The organism is Burkholderia sp. BCC1998 (assembly GCF_905339875.1).
Classification (GTDB): Bacteria; Pseudomonadota; Gammaproteobacteria; order Burkholderiales; family Burkholderiaceae; genus Burkholderia.
In genome coordinates, this window is sequence record NZ_CAJPHE010000016.1 from 123823 (window position 1) to 141485 (window position 17663).

General features: G+C 66.3%; 16 protein-coding genes. 10 read left to right on the forward strand and 6 right to left on the reverse strand.

The window, feature by feature from the left end:
- Nucleotides 1–91 precede the first annotated feature (91 nt).
- Nucleotides 92–1240, reverse strand: coding sequence for a metallophosphoesterase (locus U5A56_RS25215; protein ID WP_321925100.1), 1149 nt, complete (start codon nt 1238–1240; stop codon nt 92–94).
- A gap of 322 nt (nt 1241–1562) precedes the next feature.
- Between U5A56_RS25215 and U5A56_RS25220 the strand changes: the two genes are divergently transcribed.
- The 5 genes from U5A56_RS25220 (at nt 1563) to U5A56_RS25240 (ending at nt 7562) form a co-directional block, all read left to right on the forward strand.
- Nucleotides 1563–1856: a hypothetical protein gene (locus U5A56_RS25220; protein ID WP_124488186.1), complete on the forward strand. Its 294-nt coding sequence runs from the start codon at nt 1563–1565 to the stop codon at nt 1854–1856.
- On the forward strand, nt 1853–2902 hold the full coding sequence (gene mdtN, locus U5A56_RS25225) for a multidrug transporter subunit MdtN (RefSeq protein WP_321925102.1): 1050 nt from the start codon (nt 1853–1855) through the stop codon (nt 2900–2902). The genes U5A56_RS25220 and mdtN overlap by 4 nt, the downstream gene beginning before the upstream one ends.
- The gene (locus U5A56_RS25230; protein ID WP_321925104.1) at nt 2883–5000 is read left to right on the forward strand and encodes an FUSC family protein; all 2118 of its coding nucleotides are present in this window, start codon (nt 2883–2885) and stop codon (nt 4998–5000) included. The genes mdtN and U5A56_RS25230 overlap by 20 nt, the downstream gene beginning before the upstream one ends.
- Entirely contained in the window at nt 4987–6546 is a 1560-nt protein-coding gene (locus U5A56_RS25235) for a TolC family protein (RefSeq protein WP_321925106.1), read from the forward strand. Before U5A56_RS25230 ends, U5A56_RS25235 begins: the two co-directional genes overlap by 14 nt.
- Before the next feature lie 308 nt (nt 6547–6854).
- Entirely contained in the window at nt 6855–7562 is a 708-nt protein-coding gene (locus tag U5A56_RS25240; protein ID WP_040140256.1) for an MgtC/SapB family protein, read from the forward strand.
- Nucleotides 7563–7610: 48 nt separating this feature from the next.
- On the opposite strand, the gene U5A56_RS25245 is transcribed toward U5A56_RS25240, so the two are convergent.
- Nucleotides 7611–8330 carry an autoinducer binding domain-containing protein gene (locus U5A56_RS25245; protein ID WP_124488191.1) on the reverse strand — a complete coding sequence of 240 codons (720 nt, stop codon included), beginning with the start codon at nt 8328–8330 and terminating at the stop codon, nt 7611–7613.
- Between the two features lie 73 nt (nt 8331–8403).
- Here U5A56_RS25245 and U5A56_RS25250 point away from each other — a divergent pair, with 73 nt between their 5' ends.
- From U5A56_RS25250 to U5A56_RS25265, 4 genes are all read left to right on the forward strand, one after another.
- The gene (locus U5A56_RS25250; RefSeq protein ID WP_044843158.1) at nt 8404–8847 is read left to right on the forward strand and encodes a DUF4902 domain-containing protein; all 444 of its coding nucleotides are present in this window, start codon (nt 8404–8406) and stop codon (nt 8845–8847) included.
- Between the two features lie 209 nt (nt 8848–9056).
- Nucleotides 9057–9668 carry an acyl-homoserine-lactone synthase gene (locus tag U5A56_RS25255; RefSeq protein ID WP_044843157.1) on the forward strand — a complete coding sequence of 204 codons (612 nt, stop codon included), beginning with the start codon at nt 9057–9059 and terminating at the stop codon, nt 9666–9668.
- Between the two features lie 52 nt (nt 9669–9720).
- The gene (locus U5A56_RS25260) at nt 9721–10482 is read left to right on the forward strand and encodes a hypothetical protein (RefSeq protein ID WP_321925110.1); all 762 of its coding nucleotides are present in this window, start codon (nt 9721–9723) and stop codon (nt 10480–10482) included.
- Between the two features lie 349 nt (nt 10483–10831).
- Nucleotides 10832–11257, forward strand: coding sequence for a VOC family protein (locus U5A56_RS25265; RefSeq protein WP_321925111.1), 426 nt, complete (start codon nt 10832–10834; stop codon nt 11255–11257).
- Here the strand turns inward: U5A56_RS25265 and U5A56_RS25270 are convergent.
- Complete coding sequence (locus U5A56_RS25270) at nt 11242–11811, reverse strand: GNAT family N-acetyltransferase (protein ID WP_321811597.1); 570 nt, start codon at nt 11809–11811, stop codon at nt 11242–11244. The two genes, U5A56_RS25265 and U5A56_RS25270, sit on opposite strands and share 16 nt — an antisense overlap.
- Before the next feature lie 708 nt (nt 11812–12519).
- Between U5A56_RS25270 and U5A56_RS25275 the strand changes: the two genes are divergently transcribed.
- Nucleotides 12520–13794, forward strand: a complete 1275-nt coding sequence (locus U5A56_RS25275; protein WP_321925112.1) for a hypothetical protein — start codon at nt 12520–12522, stop codon at nt 13792–13794.
- A 1144-nt stretch (nt 13795–14938) separates the two neighbouring features.
- Here U5A56_RS25275 and U5A56_RS25280 read toward each other — a convergent pair.
- From U5A56_RS25280 to U5A56_RS25290, 3 genes are read right to left on the reverse strand one after another with little or no spacing between them, the layout of a single operon-like run.
- On the reverse strand, nt 14939–15205 hold the full coding sequence (locus tag U5A56_RS25280; protein WP_321925113.1) for a hypothetical protein: 267 nt from the start codon (nt 15203–15205) through the stop codon (nt 14939–14941).
- A gap of 4 nt (nt 15206–15209) precedes the next feature.
- Nucleotides 15210–16448 (reverse strand): CaiB/BaiF CoA-transferase family protein, encoded by a 1239-nt coding sequence (locus U5A56_RS25285; RefSeq protein WP_321925114.1) that lies wholly within the window; start codon nt 16446–16448, stop codon nt 15210–15212.
- A gap of 6 nt (nt 16449–16454) precedes the next feature.
- Nucleotides 16455–17642 (reverse strand): acyl-CoA dehydrogenase, encoded by a 1188-nt coding sequence (locus tag U5A56_RS25290; protein ID WP_321925115.1) that lies wholly within the window; start codon nt 17640–17642, stop codon nt 16455–16457.
- Between the last annotated feature and the right edge of the window lie 21 nt (nt 17643–17663).

A 17663-nucleotide genomic window follows, 5' to 3' on the forward strand; every position in this document is an offset into this window, starting at 1 on the left:
GGATCAGGCAGCAAATGAACGATGCAGGCGAACCATGCCTGCATGGTAGCCAACGGCGACGCGCGCCGCCATGCGCTGTCATTCCGGCGCGCTAGAGGCCGCGGGTCAAGCGGATCAGCGTGATCTCGGACGGCACGCCGAAGCGGTTCGGCGGCCCCCAGTAGCCGGTGCCGCGGCTGGTATAGAGCCACATCGTGCCGAACCGGTTCAGCCCGCCGATCACGGGCTGCTGCAGGCGCACGAACGGCGGCCACGGCAGGAACTGCCCGCCGTGCGTATGGCCGGACAGTTGCACGGTGAAACCGGCGCGGCTCGCCGCTTCCGCGCTGCGCGGCTGGTGCGCAAGCAGGATCTTCGTGGCGACGTCGTGCGGCGCGCCCGCCAGCGCCTGCTCGGGATCGCTGCGATGCGCGGGATCGAACCCGCCCGCCGTGAAATCGGTGACGCCGGCGAGCACCGCGCGCGCACCGTCGTGCTCGATCAGCACGTGTTCGTTGAGCAGCACCGTCAACCCGATCCGCCGGAACTCGTCGATCCATGCGTGCGCGCCGGCGTAGTACTCGTGGTTACCCGTCACGAGGAAGCTGCCGTGCCGCGACTGCATGCGGCCGAGCGGCGCCGTGTGCTCGCGCAGCCGCTTGACCGAGCCGTCCACCACGTCGCCCGTCACGACGACGAGATCAGCCTCGAGCGCATTGACCGCGCGCACGATCCGCTCGATATACGGGCGCTTGATCGTCGGCCCGACGTGAATGTCCGAAAGTTGCACGATCGTCAGCCCGTCGAGCGCGGCCGGCAGCCCGTCGACGGGAATCGACACGCGCTTGACCGCGGCCGTGCGGCGCGCGCCGACGAATCCGAGCGCGCTGACCAGCACCGCGCCCGCCAGCACGCCGAGCGCCGTGTCGGATGCCGCGCCGCTCCAGGCGCCGTCGTGCCCCAGATGCCGCCAGACGACGACGCCGAGCAGCACCAGCTCGCGCAGGAATGTCAGCACCAGCAGCGACGAGAAGAAACCCATCGCGATCGAACCCAGCCAGCCGACCAGCGTCGCGGCCCAGCCTTCGTCGAAGCGGCGCGAGAACATGCCGACCGGGATCAGCACGACGAAGCTCGCCAGCACGAGCGCCGCGATCGTGCGCGCGAGCGGCGACGTGAAGGCATCGGGAATGATCCGCAGCCCGACATACAAATGGAACACCACGCCGATTGCGATGAACCGGACAAAGAAACTTCGCATGGAATACTCGTCCTCGTTGCGATACCGCTTCCGCGCCGCGCGTCGGACGGGACCGTGACGCCAGGTCTCGTCATGCCCCGCGCCACGCGCCGCGCCCTTCGCACGATGGTACACAGATACCGGCCGGCACGACCGGTCACGGGTGCGGTGGGTGCGGCGGCCCGCCGGGCAGCCCGCCGCATGCCGCCGATGCACGCCGCATCGCTGGCGGTCTACATCGCGCTGATTTATGATCGGCTCCGTATCGCGGAATCGTCGTCGCGGCGACGAACCGCCTTGCGCCGCGCCCGGCATCCACCCCCAACGTCGAGCTCGTCACACCATGAGAAAAACAACGCCGCGCGCGCCGCTGCGTGTCGCCGCCGTCCTCGCGCCCGCCCTGCCGCTCGCGGGCTGCACGTCACGCGGCGCACCGTCGTACGTCCTGTTCGGCGCGTATTTCCCGCTCTGGCTCGTCAGCGCGATCGTCGGCATCGTCGGCGCGATCGTCGCGCACCGCGTGTTCGTCGCGACCGGCTGGGCCGCCACGGTGCCCTACCAGCTCGCCGTCTGCACCGCGATCGGGCTCGTGGTCGCCGTGATCGTGTGGCTCACCGGCACGGGGCCGTTCGCATGAAGGCCGCCGGAACCGCCCGCCCGTCCACGAAAGGCCGCGTGATCGCGCTGGCGATCGTCGCGCTCGGCATCGCCGCGCTCGCATACGCGTACCACCGCACGACGGCCTACCCGTCCACCGACGACGCGTCGATCGACGCGGACGTCGTGCACGTCGCATCGCCCGTCGGCGGCCGCATCGTGCAGCTTGCCGTGCACGAGAACCAGCGCGTTGCAAAGGGCGACCTGCTGTATCAGATCGATCCGGTGCCGTACCGGCTGACGGTGGCGCAGGCGCAGGCCGACCTCGAACTCGCGCGCGCGTCGCTCGACACGCGCCGCCGGTCGCTGATCGGCGAGCGCTCGAACGCAGCCGTCGCCGCCGAGCAGGTCAAGCGCGCGACGCAGAATCACGATCTCGCGACGCGCGACGTGAACCGGCTCGCGCCGCTCGCGGCGCAGGGCTACGTCAGCGCGCAGCAGTTCGACCAGGCGAAGGTCCGGCAGCGCGACGCGGCCGTGTCGCTCGCGCAGGCGCAGGAACAGCAGCGATCGTCCGCGCAGACGATCGGCGACGACGCCGACGCGATCGCCACGCTCCATGCACGCGAAGCCGCACTCGCCCGCGCGCAGCACGCGCTCGACGACACGGTGGTGCGCGCGCCGCACGACGGGCTCGTGACGGGCCTGACCGTGCTTGCCGGCGAAACCCTCGCGCCGAACCAGTCGATCTTCACGCTGATCGATGCGAGCGAATGGTTCGCCGTCGGCAATTTCCGCGAAACGTCGTTGAACCGCATCGCGGTCGGCGACTGCGCGACCGTCTATTCGATGATCGACCGCAGCCGGCCGCTGGCGGGCAAGGTCGTCGGGATCGGCGCGGGCATCTCGGACAGCGACCGCATCAACCTGCCGCGCGCGCTGCCGATCGTGCAGCGCTCGGTGAACTGGGTACATGTCGCGCAGCGCTTCCCGGTGCGTGTGAAGCTCGACGAACCCGACGGCAAGCTCGTGCGCGTCGGCGCGAGCGCGATCGTCGAGGTCCGGCATGGCTCAGCCTGCCGCTGAAGTCCGCTCGCCCGGCCCGCGCGAAGTCCTGCGACTGCTCGCGCCGTTTCCGGGGCGCGCCGCGATGGCCGCGCGGGTCGCGCTGATCTGCGCGCTCGTCGTGCTCGTGACGAGCGGCTACGGCACGCCGGAAGCCGCGATCTCCGCGTACGTCGTGTTCTTCCTGAACCGCGCCGACCGCGTGACGAGCGTCGTGCTCGCGGTCGCGATGCTGCTGCTCATCACGCTCGTGATCGCGCTCGTGATCGGCGTCGCGATCTTCAGCATCGACTATTCGGTGCTGCGCGTCGCGTGCATGGCCGTGCTGTCGGCCGGGTTGCTGTACCTCACGTCGGCGAGCAAGCTGCGCCCGGTCGGCGCGATCCTCGCGATGATCGTCGGCTTCGGGCTCGACCAGCTCGGCCTCGCGCCGGTCGGCGAAGCCGCGACGCGTGCGCTGCTCTACGCATGGCTGATGGTCGCGATTCCGGTCGGCGTCGCGATCGTCGTCAACCTGCTGATCGCGCCTTCGCCGCGCAAGCTCGCGCTCGCGCAGCTCGCGAAACGACTGCGGCTCGCCGCGCAGCGGCTGCGCGGCGACGAGGACGCGCGCGCGGCCTTCGACACGAGCCTGCGCGAAGGCGACAAGCAGCTGCTCACGTGGCTCAAGCTGTCGACGCTCGAAGGGTCGACGCCCGCCGCCGACGCACCCGCGATACGGCAAGCCATCGCGTCGAGCACCGCGCTGCTCGTCGCGGTCTCGCTCGCCGACCGCGAGCCGGACGCGCGGCTGCCCGCCGCGTTCGCGCAACCGGCTGCGGCGACACTCGACGAGATGGCCGGCATCCTCGAGCAAGGCGGTTATCCGGTCGACGTGACGCTGGCGCTGCCGCCGGCCGATACGCTGCCGCCGCTCGCGCGCGTCGTCGCAGCCGATCTGCACACGGCCATCACGCAGTTCGCCGAGCCGGCCATACCTGCTGAATCCACTGCAGCGACTGCAACGGCCGCGCCTGCTGTCGCTGCCGCATCTGCCGCACCGACGGCGACTCCGCCCGACGCATCGGCTGCAACCGCCAACGCACCCGCCGCGCCGCGCGGCGGCTTCTTCCTGCCGGACGCGCGCACCAACCCCGACCACATCCGCTACGCGCTGAAGACGACCGTCGCGGCGATGTTCTGCTACCTGCTGTACTCGCAGCTCGACTGGTCGGGCATCCATACCTGCTTCATCACCTGCTACATGGTGTCGCTCGGCTCGACGGCCGAAACGGTCGAGAAGCTCACGCTGCGGATCGCCGGCTGCATCGTCGGCGCGCTGATCGGCACCGCGGCGCTCGTGTTCGTCGTGCCGGCGCTGTCGTCGATCGGCGAGCTGATGGCGCTCGTGTTCGTCGGCGCGTGGCTGTCCGCGTGGGTCGCGTTCGGTTCGCCGCGCATTGCGTACGCGGGCTTCCAGGTCGCGTTCGCGTTCTTCCTGTGCGTGATCCAGGGCGCGGGCCCCGGCTTCGACCTGACGCTCGCGCGCGATCGCACGATCGGCATCCTGCTCGGCAACGTCGTCGTGTATCTCGTGTTCACGCGCATCTGGCCCGTCAGCATCGGCAAGCAGATCGACGTCGCGTTCGCGGCGCTGCTCGATCAATGGCGCCGTATCGCGCAGGTCGTGCAGCCGGCCGAACGCCGCACGCTCGCCGCCGAAGCGTTCGCGCGCCACGGCGCGATCGCGCAGGAGCTGAGCCTGATCCATTACGAACCATCGTGGGTGCGGCCGGCCGCCACGTGGCTCGCCACCCGGCGACGCGCGCTCGCGGAGCTCGGCGCGCTCGAAGGCCCGCTGTTCCTGCTCGCCGAGCGCACGCCGGGCGATGCGGCGATCGGCGCGCACCTCGCGCGCGTGGTCGAACTGCGCGACGACGCCCCGACTGCCGACGCCGCTTCGGCGCCACCGTCGTCGACGGCAGGCGCGGCAGCCGAGCCGGCCCCGCCGCCGGCCGCCACCTCCACCGACCCTGCACGCGACGCGCTGCTGAACCTGATCGACACGCGGCTCGCGCACATCGCCGACGCCGCGCGCCCCGACACCCCGAAGGAGCCTGCCCCTCATGCGCGTCCCTGAACCGCCGGCCGCATCGATCGCCGCCGCCGCGCTCGCGACCGCCATCGCGCTGACCGGTTGCGCCACGTCGTCGGTCGATCTCGCGCCGCAGGCGCCCGACCGCCCGTGGCAGCCGCAAACGTCGGCCGCCGGCGACATCGTGCCGGCGCCGCCGCTTGCATCTGCGCAACGTGCGCCGCACGACTACACGCTGCCGGCCTCGCCCGCGCTCGCATCGGTGTCGCCGCCGGCCGCGCTCGATGCCGCGCATCCGTACACGCTGCCCGAGCTGATCGATCTCGCCGAATCGACGAACCCGCTGACCCGCATCGCGTGGAACGACGCGCGCAACGCGGCGCTCGCGGTCGGCATCGCGAAGGCCGCGTACCTGCCGAACCTGTCCGCGACCGCGATGGGCGCGTACCAGGCGAGTCACGGCTCGACGTCGACGATCCTCGGTGACTCGTCGAGCAACACGACCGTGCACGGCACGATCTCGGCGCTGTCGCTGCAATGGCTGCTGTTCGATTTCGGCGGCCGCGCCGCACGCGTCGAGGCGGCCGAGCAGGCGTCGGTCGCGTCGAACGTCGCGTTCACGGCCGTGCATCAGCAGGTGATCCACGACGTGACCGTCGCGTATTACCGTTACGAAGCCGCCCGCTCGCGCGCGGTCAGCGCGCAGCAGGGCCTGGCGAACGCTGACGCGATTCTCGCGGCGTCGCGCGCACGGCTCAGGCAAGGCGTCGGCACCGTCGTCGAATTCGCGCAGGCGACGCAGAATCGCGCACAGGCGAACCTCGCGCTGGTCCAGGCGAACGGCACGGAAAGCGACAGCTACCTCGCGCTGGTTTCCGCGCTCGGCATCTCGCCGCTGTCGAAACCGTCGATCGCCGCGCTGCCCAGGCGAGCGCTGCCGCCCGCGCTCGCGTCGTCGGTCGACGCGATCGTATCGGACGCGATCGCGCGCCGCCCCGACCTGCAGGGCGCCTATGCGCTCGAGCAGGCCAACCGCGCGAAGATCAAGGCCGCTCAAGCCGCGTTCATGCCGAAGATCTTCCTGTCGGCGTCGACGTCCTACGCCAGCGGCGGCACGGCGATCACCGCGCTGCCCGCGATCGGCGACCAGGCCCCGACCGTGAACCTGAACGGCAGCCACTACGGCGGCGGCGTGTTCCTCGGCGTGACGATTCCGCTGTACGACGGCGGCCTGCGCTCGGCGGTGCTGATGCAGGCGCGCAACGATGCGCAAAGCGCATCCGCGCGCCTCACGCGGACCAAGGAGGAGGCCGTCCGCCAGGTCGTCGCCGCGCAGAACGCGGTGCAGACGAGCCTCGCGTCGCACGACGCGGCGAAGGCGCTCGTCGATGCCGCGCAGACGAGCTACGACGCGGCGCTGACCGCGTACCGCAACGGCGTCGGCTCGGTCACCGATGCGACGATCGCGCAAAGCCAGCTGCTCGCGGCCCGCAACGCGGAGGTCGACAGCTACGCCGGCGCGCTGTCGGCCGCCGCCGCGCTCGCGCTCGCGACGGGGACGATCGGCGCGTCGCAGTCACCGTCGCAGTGACCACCGGCCGGCCGCCAGACGGGTTGACGCCTGCGCGCGCGGCCCACTAGAATGCCGCCCATTCTTCCTTCAGGAACCATCGTGGACAGTTGCAGCACTCCGTTGCGTGCGCCGCTTGCCGCCTGAACGCCTGTCCGCCACAGTTCTCCTGCCGCGGCTCGCGTTCCGCGAGCCCGCACGCCATCCGTTTCACATTGAATGACGCATCCGCGCGGTACAGTACCGCGCGATGACGGCCATCGTGCCGCGTTCGGCTTCGCGCCGCCGCGCCGCGGGCCGGCATGCGCACTTGGCACGGCAGGACCATCATGACTCTCGATTTCGCACTCCGTCTTTTCACTGCGTTCGCCTGCGGCGTCGCGATCGGCCTCGAACGCCAGATGCGGCAACGCACGGCGGGGCTGCGCACGATCACGCTCGTCGCGAGCGGCGCCTGCCTGTTCGTCACGCTCGGCGTGCTGACCGGCAACGGCGTGGCCGGCGTCACGCAGATCGCCGCTTACGTCGTGTCGGGCGTCGGCTTTCTCGGCGGCGGCGTGATCATGCGCGACAAGGGCTCGATCCAGGGCATCAACACGGCCGCGACGCTGTGGTGCTCGGCCGCCGTCGGCGTGCTGGCCGGCTCCGGCCACTACGTGCCGGCCCTGGCCGGCACGGGCGTCGTGCTGCTCACCAACACGGTGCTGCGCGGCGTCAGCCAGGCGATCAACGCGACCCCCGTGTCGAATGCCGACCTCGTGCGCGAATACCAGATCACCGTGATCTGCCTCGCCGCCGACGAAGTCCACATCCGCACGCTGCTGTCGAATTCGATGTACGCGAAACCACTGTCGTTCCAGAGCCTCACGAGCGAGGACGTGCCCGAGCAGCCCGACCGGCTGAAGGTGACCGCGACGCTGAAGCTGCATCCGAAGGATCAGCAAAAGCTCGAACAGATCGCGAGCCGGATGAGCATGGAGAAGAGCATTTCCAGCGTGAGCTGGACCGCGAAGGAAGCGGAGCCGATGATGGAGTGAGCGCAAAGGCGGCCGGCTCGGCACGACCGCCCCGCCGCCGGTGCCGCGTCAGGGCGTATCGATGAGCCCGGCCGAGATCGCCTTGACCACCGCCTGGACCTTGTTGGTCGCGGCGAGCTTCTCGAGGATGTTGTTCACGTGGAAGTTGACCGTGCGCTCCGAGATGCTGAGGATCTGGCCGATCTCGCACGCGGTCTTCCCTTCGGCCGTCCAGCACAGCACCTCGCGCTCGCGTGCGGTCAGCGTGACGCTCGCCTCGGGCGACAGCTTCGGCACCATGAAGCGGCTCATCAGCGAATGCGACAGGTTCGCGAGCCAGTTGGTCTGCAGCGTCAGCATGTTGATCTCGGCCGGCGTGAGCCGGTCCGCATGACGCGCGATGCTCAGCAGCCCGAACGCGCCGCGCGCCGCCCAGCTCGACTGCGCGACGCCCACCGACAGCCCGTGGTCGCGCGCGTCCCGCCACAGCGGACACGGATCGATCCGGTCGACGTCCGGCCAGACGATCATGTTGGTGCTGAGCGCGCCGTCACGAACCGTCGAGTCGATCTCGATGTAGTTCTGCGCCTGGTAGTGGGCCATCCAGCCGTCCGGATAGGTATCGAAGATCGCGACGGCCGGCTTCGACACGGGCAACGGCACGCGAATGCCGTAACAGCAATATTCGAAGCCGAGGCGTTTAGAATAAGCGGCGATCCGCTGGAAGAGCTGCTGCTCGTCTTCCGCGGCGCTGAATTGTTGGTAGGCATCCTGCCAGCGCAGTTCCATTCATTCTCCGACAACGTTACGCTGTCATACCTGTCAGGTGCCAGCGCCGGTTCGGGGCTGATACATTCCGCGCATGACTTCACCTTTGTTGCACCCGGTCCGCGGCCCGTCTCCGGACGGCTACGTGCGCCTGTCCGAAAGCGCGCTGGCCGCGCTCGCGCTCGACCATGTCGCGAGCGGCCTCGATGCATCGCTGCTCGCGGAGCTGCGCGACAGCGCCGTCGACGCGCGCCTGGCCGGCTACACCGAATGGCACCGCCCGGCCAGTGCCGGCCTCGCGTACCTGACGGTCGGCTGGGACTGGTATCTCGAGCGCGCGACGGGCACGTTCGCGATCGCGGGCGGCGACGTCCGCAGCAACATCATGGCCGTCGACGCCACCGGCGCCGACCTCGGCATGTTCCGCACCGCCGCCGTGCTCGCCGCGCGGCTCGCACACATCGACTGGCCGGCCGCGGTTGCGTCGGCATTGCTCGGTCGCAACGACGTCTATCATGCCGGTCCCGTGCTCCAGTGACAACCGGCCGCGCTTTCGTCTGACATTTCCGCAAGACTGGCGCTCTTTATAAGCAAAAGCCGCCGGTATTTCAATCCCGCCGATCAAGAAACCGTTACCACCGGTCGAATGGTGTCGGCGCGCCATCACCCTGTAAGAGTTACCAGTTACCGCCTCCTCGGGACGCGCGATGTAATGCGGGCATACCAAAGTACCGATCCGAGGACACCATGCGGACCTTCGTTCACGATGAAGGGCGGTTACCACACGAACTTGCAGCGGATCTCGGGCGCTATCGGCGCCATGTGTTCGTCGAACAGCTCGGTTGGGCGCTCCCGTCGGCGAACGAATGTTTCGAGCGCGACCAGTTCGATCGCGACGATACCGTCTACGTGTTCGCGAGAAATGCCGGCGGCGAAGTGTGCGGATGTGCGCGCCTGTTGCCGACCACCCGCCCGTATCTGCTGAAGTCGCTGTTCGCCGACCTGATCGCCGAGGACGTCGCACTGCCGCAATCCGCTGCCGTCTGGGAGCTGTCGCGGTTCGCGGCGACCGGCGACGACGAAGGCGGTCCCGGCAATGCCGAGTGGGCCGTCCGCCCGATGCTCGCCGCGGTCGTCGAATGCGCGGCGCAACGGGGCGCGCGGCAGCTGATCGGCGTGACGTTCGCGAGCATGGAGCGGCTGTTCCGCCGGATCGGCGTGCACGCGCACCGGGCAGGTCCCCCGAAACAGGTGGACGGTCGTCTGGTTGTCGCGTGCTGGATCGACATCGATCCGCAAACGTTTGCCGCACTGGGAATCGAGCCGGGACGGGCTGCCCGGCAAGCCATCGCCGCCTGAGCCGGAACGCGCGTAGTCCGGCCGGGCGTCAACGTAACGAAGGAGAACCACCGTGGACCAGTCTCAGGTCTTTCGCGCGATGATGCCCGGGTTGACGGGTGCCGGCGGCGCCCGCATCGCAGTCGCCTACCCGACGTTTGCGCGGCCGCTGCCGCTCGTGCGGCTCGATCGCCGCGGGCTCGTGTTCCGGGCCGCCGGCGCCGCGCCGCTCGTGTGCGGGCTGCCGCGCACGGCGACGCTGCTGGTAGCGGACGAGCCGCTCTGCTCGCTGCGCCTCGTGATCCGCGACGTCGCCGCTGTCGGCGAGGGCCGGCGCGACCTGACAATGCAGCCGTCCGGTGCCGCCGGCGACGAACTGCTGTGGCACGCACTGCGCGACCGCAAACCGTACCGGCAGACCGGGCAGCCGCTTGCGCCCGTCGATGCGGCCATCGCGCCAAACGGCGAGCCGCAGGCCGCGGGCGGCGGCGCGCAGCGTCCGTCGCGTAGTGCGGCGTTCCGTCTGCGCTGCCATAGCGACGCGCTGTTCTTCGCCGACTGGCTCGAATATCACTTCGACGAGCTGCGCGCGCTGTCGCAGCGACACGGGCCGCAACTGCAGCTCAATCAGCTGCAACGGCAAGTCGCCGACGACGAGGTGGGCGTGCGCTTCGTCTACGACATCGACGGACACACGACACGGCATGCGCTGACCGACTGCGCGCGCGAGGCCTGCGCGTGGATTGAGACGGAAATGCGCAACAAGTACGCGGTGCCGGTTGCGCAGGAGCGGTTCGGCGCGTTTGCCGCGCACGCGCGGGCAGGCGCAATATAGGACCGGCGGCGGCTCCGCGGATACGCGACGGTGCGGCGGCTGTTCGGCACGACACGGTGGAACGCCCGCGACAGCTGGATGGCGTGCAGCACCAGCCTGGTCAGGACAGCTCAAGGCGCGCTGCGTTGCACAATTACAACTAGGGCTTGCCATCCCTCGGGTTTTCCCTTAAAGTTACATCCGTCTCCTCCATGTCTCCAAACATGGATTCAGCCCGCTCCAGTAGCGGGCTTTTTCTTGCCTGCGATAATTTATCAGGGACACATCCCCCCCCCCCCCGCGAGCAGCGCCCCCGCGCCTGCCCGTCGGCTTATCATCGACGAATCGCTCACCCAGAGCCGACGTCGTCATGCGCGCCCACCTGCGCATCGCCCGCCCCGTCGCCGACCTCGCCAGAACCGAGCACATGTACCGCGACGCATTCGAGCTAGCAGTGCTCGCGCGCTTCGACGATCACGACGGTTTCTCCGGCGTGATGCCCGGACGCGAAGAACTCGACTACCACTTTGAATTCACGCACGGTCCGGCGCATCCGGTTGCCCCGTCGCCGACACCCGAAGACCTGATCGTCTTCTATCTTCCCGACCGCCCGGCATGGGAAGCCGCGTGCGCACGCGCAGTCGCGCACGGCTTCATGCGGGCGACATCGTTCAATCCATATTGGGATGCGTGCGGACAGACGTTCGAGGACGCCGACGGCTACCGGATCGTGCTGCAGAACGCGAGGTGGCGTGAGCGGGCAAGCGTGACCGGGGCACGTTACGCGCTGACGTAATCATCCGGACGAACGGGCGTTGCGTGCGCGACAAACACCACATGCGGTCGCAGCGCATGCCCCGGCGGCAACGCAGGATGCTCGAAATCGCGCATCGGTTGCCGCACCATCCCGAGTTGCCGTGCAACACGCTGCGATCGCTGGTTGGCGGCAGCCGTCCATGCAAAGATCTCGCCGAGCCCCACCCGGCCGAACCCGTCGACCAATACCGCAGCGGCCGCTTCCGCGACATGGCCATGCCCCCACGATGCGCGGGCCTGGCGCCACATGATCTCGACGCACGGCGCCATCGGATGCTCGTCACGAACTTCGCGCGACAACCCGCAGAGCCCGATCAGCGCGCCATCCGCACGGCGCTCGATCGCCCACACACCGAAACCGTGCGCGTCGAAATGCGCTTCGAAACGTGCGATGACGGCCTCCGCCTCATCGAAGGACATCGGGCCACGCGCCAGCCACGCGGTCACATCAGGATCCGCGTGCATCGCAACCAGCGCATCGGCATCGTCCGAGCGCCAGCGACGCAACGTCAAACGTTCGGTTTCTATCTTCAATGGCGGATCAACCGTGATCGGGAGATGCAGAAGGCATGGGGTGCGTCGGGCCGCGCACACCGTTCTCGTAACGCAGGAGCGAGCTCGAAGGCGAAGCGGAGGGATGAAGCAATCGCGCTCGTCAGCTGCGCCGGCAACCAGCGGCGACAGTCGCGAGAACCGGCGACGGGAATCGAATGCGGCGGGACGCATCGTCCCGCCCGGCGTTCACGGAATGAGCGCGACGCCCGATCGGGCGCCCACGCGTCGAACGCGATTACTCGTTTTCTTCGAAGTAGTGAATTGGCCTTATCTCACAATGCCCTCGTCAGCTGACCTACGCCAAAGCCTACGCCGAATCACATCGTCAGTCTTTGGCAAATTACGTCGCGTTTCCGCAACAAACGAGCGATGGTTTCGGAAGTATCGCAGCACGAGGGAACAAGCGGTCACGAAGCGAGTGTGCTCGTGCCGCCCAATACCCCCCTCGATTGTCAACCCAATGGCTGAAGCCTTGTGGGGACGGCGTTGATCAGCGACGTGGATAGGCACTCACGGTGCCATACGTTGTCCCCGCTTGTCGCACAATCCACCAACGCACCGAAAAACTCCGCTCGAAATAGGCGTGGACATCGTAGGATCGGAAGATAGGAAGCCGGTCGAACTGCGTGCCAGCGTCATCCAGACTGTCGATCGGATACGCATCCGTAGATCGAGGAAAAGCAAATTATGCAAGACATCAATCGCCTCGCTTCTTTCGACCGCGAGCAACTTTACGAAGAAGTCTGGTCAACCCCTATGAAACATCTCGGAACGAAGTACGGCGTTTCTGGACCAGATATCCGACGCGCATGCGATGAACTGCAAATTCCGGTACCTGAACAGGGGCATTGGACACGGGTGGAAATGGGATATGTAATCGAGCGCCCGCCCCTGCCGAAGTGGATCGAACGTCACAACAAACCAAAAGACACACTACGTAAGCGAGTTCGAAGGATACATAGTACGGAGCAGCCCGCTCCCCCACAACAGCAATCCGAAGCACCGTCTCAGAACGATTCGCTGAGCACCGCTACCGAGACGCCCATGCACTGGCATGACGCTATCGAGGGGCTACGCAAGCGCATGAAAGATGACGCTGACAACGCGAACCGACTTAAGCTCAAAGACGATTGGGAGCGAGCGCATCCGGGGAAGCGGCATCCGGTTCACCTGGACTCTCGCGGGAGCTGGGAATACTTTTGTGACGCTGGGCAATTGCTCGCGACAACCCACCGGAAGTCCGTAGCTCGGCTCTCTTTGCTCAGTTACGAGCGAGGTCTCGCGCTGCTCAACGTCATCTGCTGGCAGGCCGAGCGTCGTGGATATTCAGTCAGCATGGAGAAAGGGCACTCGAGACTCCGGCTGACGCGCGAACAAGCATACGTCCAGCTACGCATAGTCGAAAAACTCGATGCGGGCTTGCGCCAAAGGGTACGCAGTTGGGATAAAAAGACTGAACAGGTAAAGAGATTAATGCCGTCCGGGCTCCTCACTCTATTTGTCGAGCAGCAAGGCCTTGGTGAAACTGGGATTGCAGATCGTAGAGATCAATTACTGGAGGGGCAGCTTGTGCGAATCTTTGAGGTGATCGAATTACGATATGCGCGTTCTGTGGCAGCGGTAGCGGAGTGGGCTCAGCGTGATCTGAACTGGAAAGCCGCCGAACTTCGGCGGCAAGAAGAAGAGCGACAGCGGAAAGAGGCGCAGCAGAGAGCGGAACATGAGCGGCAGCGAAAGGCGGAGCTCGTTGCTGAAGCTGAGAGTTGGGGTAAGGCTAGCGCACTGCGTGCATACCTTGACATGCTGGACACAAGACTCGGAAACGGCGGGAAAGCGATGGTGGGCTACGTGGATTGGCGAAAATGGGCGCAGACCGTAGTCGACGAACTTGATCGCAGTGCCTCTCGAGTCGAAGCTGAGCCTCCCCCAAATCCTGCTACCCGGGATAGCAAACTCGAATAATTCTGGCAATCCCCCGCGGGAAGCGCTCGAACTTTCTCTGCCGGCGTGCAGTTCGCGCGACGTGTTACCCCTGAACCCGCACCCGATTTCCGGTCCCCACTCGATTGTCAATCCAGTGGCTGGAGCCTTGTGGGGACGGCGTTTCCGCCTGGTCACGCGGCGTTGATACCGTCGACGATACCGAAAATCATACTCGGCACTTGACGGTTGTCGTCGGATCGTCCTGGAGGATTGTCGCCCGCTTCGATTGAAAAATCGAGAATACTCACCGTCTCTTCACGATTTGTGAGCGCGATACCGTCGCTGGTACCGTCAACCTCTTTCGAACGCGCTCCTCGATACTGTCACGACCGAAGTGTGGGCCAAGAGACCGTTTGATAGCGGGTGGCGGTTTGAGGTCCATGATCCAAACTTCTGATGTGGACACAAGCGAATCGAGCCCGGATGACCTCGATCGCGAAGAACACCCGCCGTTACCCGACAGATCTGACAGACGAAGAATGGTTCCCGGTTGAAGGGCTTTTGTCGAGCCCCAGAAGACCGCCGAGGACACGACCCGGTGTGCCTTAACGGCACACTGCCGCGGGCTACAGTCGCAGATGACGGGATGAAGCCAGCGAAGACGGCTGGACAGGCAACGGCCGCTTTGATGTGCAGACCGCACGCAAGCAAAGCGCGCAGGCCCGGATCAAGTAATCCGGGCCGTAGGGGTCAGGCAGCCAACTCCAACTACCGCTCGCACCGAACCGCCAGGTAAGACTCCCGCGTTCGCAGATGGCTCGCTACCCATGATCCTACCCATATTTGGGCAGCCGCAATCCAGGATCGGCCGCAATACGTTGACTGCAAAGAGACGCCGGGCAGACTCCCGACAAGATGCCCCCAAAGTGGTCCTCACAGTCACCGTTACGCCCAGGTTTTCCCTACCAGTCATCACAGGGCTGTCCGACGAGAGAGGTAATTATGTAAAGTCGTTTATGCCCCAGCACCGGCGTCGTTTCCCTCGGTTCATCTAAATTCACTTCCTTCGCGCTGCACGTTGGCGCACCCAACTCAAGAGGCACTCTTTCGTGGAGCCGCAAGCGATACGACCCAATCGACATCAGGGAGGGTCGGGAAAACACCGCTTGCATCAACGCCCGCGCTAAAGTGCCCCAAGGCCAAGCTCTTCCGATTCACACTTGGCGGATCGAATTGCCTCGTAGAAGCTGGCTTCAATCGCGACTTCCTTACGATCGACGTGAACAATCCACTCGTTGAACATGAAGCGCCAGCGGATGCGTCGCTCCTCGAGCATCGCCGCAAACCATCTCCACACCGACGCATCGTCTGCGTTCGCAGTAGCGGCGGCAACCATGCGCACCTCGCAGATTGCCTCCCAGCCCAGTGATTGATCAAGTATCGAAATCATGATGTCAGATGATTTTTCGCTCGTGCAATGCGGCGATCTCGTCGTGACCTAGTCCCAGCCACGCGTCCAGGATCTCGTCCGTTTGCTCGCCGAGCCGTGGTGGCGGACGAAGATACTGAACAGGTGAATCCGACATTCGAATCGGGTTTGCAACGAGCGGCACGCTGCCGGCCAACGTATGGGGCATTTCGATACGAATACCGCGCGCCTTGACCTGTTCGTCCGCAAATACCCGGTCGAGCCCATTGACCGGCCCGCACGGCACGCCCGCCTCCTCCATCGCAATGACCCACTCGTCGGTCGACCGGCACGTGGTCACCACGCCAATCAGCGCGACCAGTTCGTCGCGATGCTGTACGCGTAAAGGATTCGTCGCGAAACGCGCATCGCTCGCCCACTGCGGCTGACCGAGTACCTCACACAGGCTGGCGAACTGACCATCATTGCCGACTGCGATGATCATGTGACCATCGGCCGTCGGAAAATCCTGGTACGGCACGATGTTCGGATGCGCGTTTCCCATCCGATGCGGCACGATGCCGCCTATCAGGTAATTGGACGCCTGGTTCGCGAGCGCGGCGATCTGCACGTCGAGGAGCGCCAGATCGATGTGTTGTCCGCGCCCTGTGCGCTCACGATGAGCAACGGCGGCCAGCACGGCAACCGTCGCATACAGCCCCGTCATCAAGTCGGTCAGCGCGACGCCGACCTTCACCGGACCAGCACCTTCCGTGCCGTCGGCGCGCCCCGTCACGCTCATCAGGCCGCCCATCCCTTGTATCAGGAAGTCGTACCCGGCACGTGACGCATACGGCCCCGTCTGCCCGAACCCGGTAATCGAGCAGTAGATCAGGCGCGGGTTCCCGGCGCTGAGGGTCGCGTAATCCAGCCCGTACTGCGCAAGGCCACCGGCCTTGAAATTCTCGAGCACGATATCAGCCTGCTGCGCGAGTTGCCGAACCAGCGACTGGCCGTCCGGCCGGCTCAGATCGACCGCGATCGAGCGTTTGTTGCGATTGGCGCTCAAGTAGTATGCCGATTCGCCCGTCGACTGCCCGTCCGCGTCGAGCAGCCACGGCGGGCCCCACGCCCGCGTGTCGTCACCCGTCCCCGGCCGCTCGATCTTGACGACATCCGCGCCGAGATCGGCGAGAAGCTGGCCGGACCACGGCCCGGCCAGCACCCGCGATAGATCGAGTACGCGGAGTCCGGCCAATGCGCCTTGCTGTGCGATCGTTTCCATGGCGGCTCAGAATGCGGCAATGCCGGTGATCGCCCGGCCGAGGATCAGCGCATGGATGTCGTGCGTACCCTCATACGTGTTGACGACTTCGAGGTTCACGAGGTGCCGTGCGATGCCGAATTCGTCACTGATCCCGTTTCCGCCCAGCATGTCCCGTGCGACCCGAGCAATGTCGAGCGCCTTGCCGCATGAGTTCCGCTTCATGATCGACGTGATCTCGACGGCTGCCGTGCCTTCGTCCTTCATCCGGCCGAGCCTCAGGCAGCCCTGCAGGGCGAGCGTAATCTCGGTCTGCATGTCGGCGAGCTTCTTCTGGATCAACTGGTTCGCGGCGAGCGGCCGGCCGAACTGCTTGCGATCGAGAACGTACTGCCGAGCGCGATGCCAGCAATCCTCGGCAGCACCGAGCGCGCCCCACGCGATACCGTAGCGCGCGCTGTTCAGGCAGGTGAACGGTCCCTTGAGGCCGCGGACTTCCGGAAACGCGTTCTCCTCCGGACAGAACACGTCGTCCATCACGATCTCGCCGGTGATCGACGCACGCAGCCCGACCTTGCCGTGAATCGCCGGTGCCGACAAACCCTTCCAGCCCTTCTCCAGCACGAAGCCGCGAATCGCGCCCTCGTCATCCTTCGCCCAGACGACAAACACGTCCGCGATCGGGCTGTTCGTGATCCACATCTTGCTGCCCGTCAAGCGATAGCCGCCGTCGACCTTCCGCGCGCGCGCCGCCATGCCGCCCGGATCGGAACCGTGATTCGGCTCGGTCAGGCCGAAGCAGCCGACCAGTTCCCCCGATGCCAGCTTGGGCAAGTATTTCTGGCGAGTCGCTTCATGACCGAATGCATGGATCGGCACCATCACGAGAGACGATTGGACGCTCATCATCGAGCGATAGCCGGAATCCACACGTTCGACCTCGCGCGCGACGAGGCCATAGCTGACGTAGTTGCTACCCGCGCCGCCATAGGTGTCCGGAATCGTGATGCCGAGCAGGCCGAGCTCGCCCAATTCGCGAAAGATCGCCCGATCGGTCTCCTCGCGACGAAACGCATCCAGAACGCGCGGTGCCAGCCGCTTCTGACAGTACGCGTGCGCGGAATCGCGCACCATGCGTTCGTCCTCGCCAAGCTGCTGGTCCATCAGCAGCGGGTCGTCCCATTGAAACGAAATCGATTTGTGTGCATTAGTCATTTGTTGATCGCCCACCTGAAG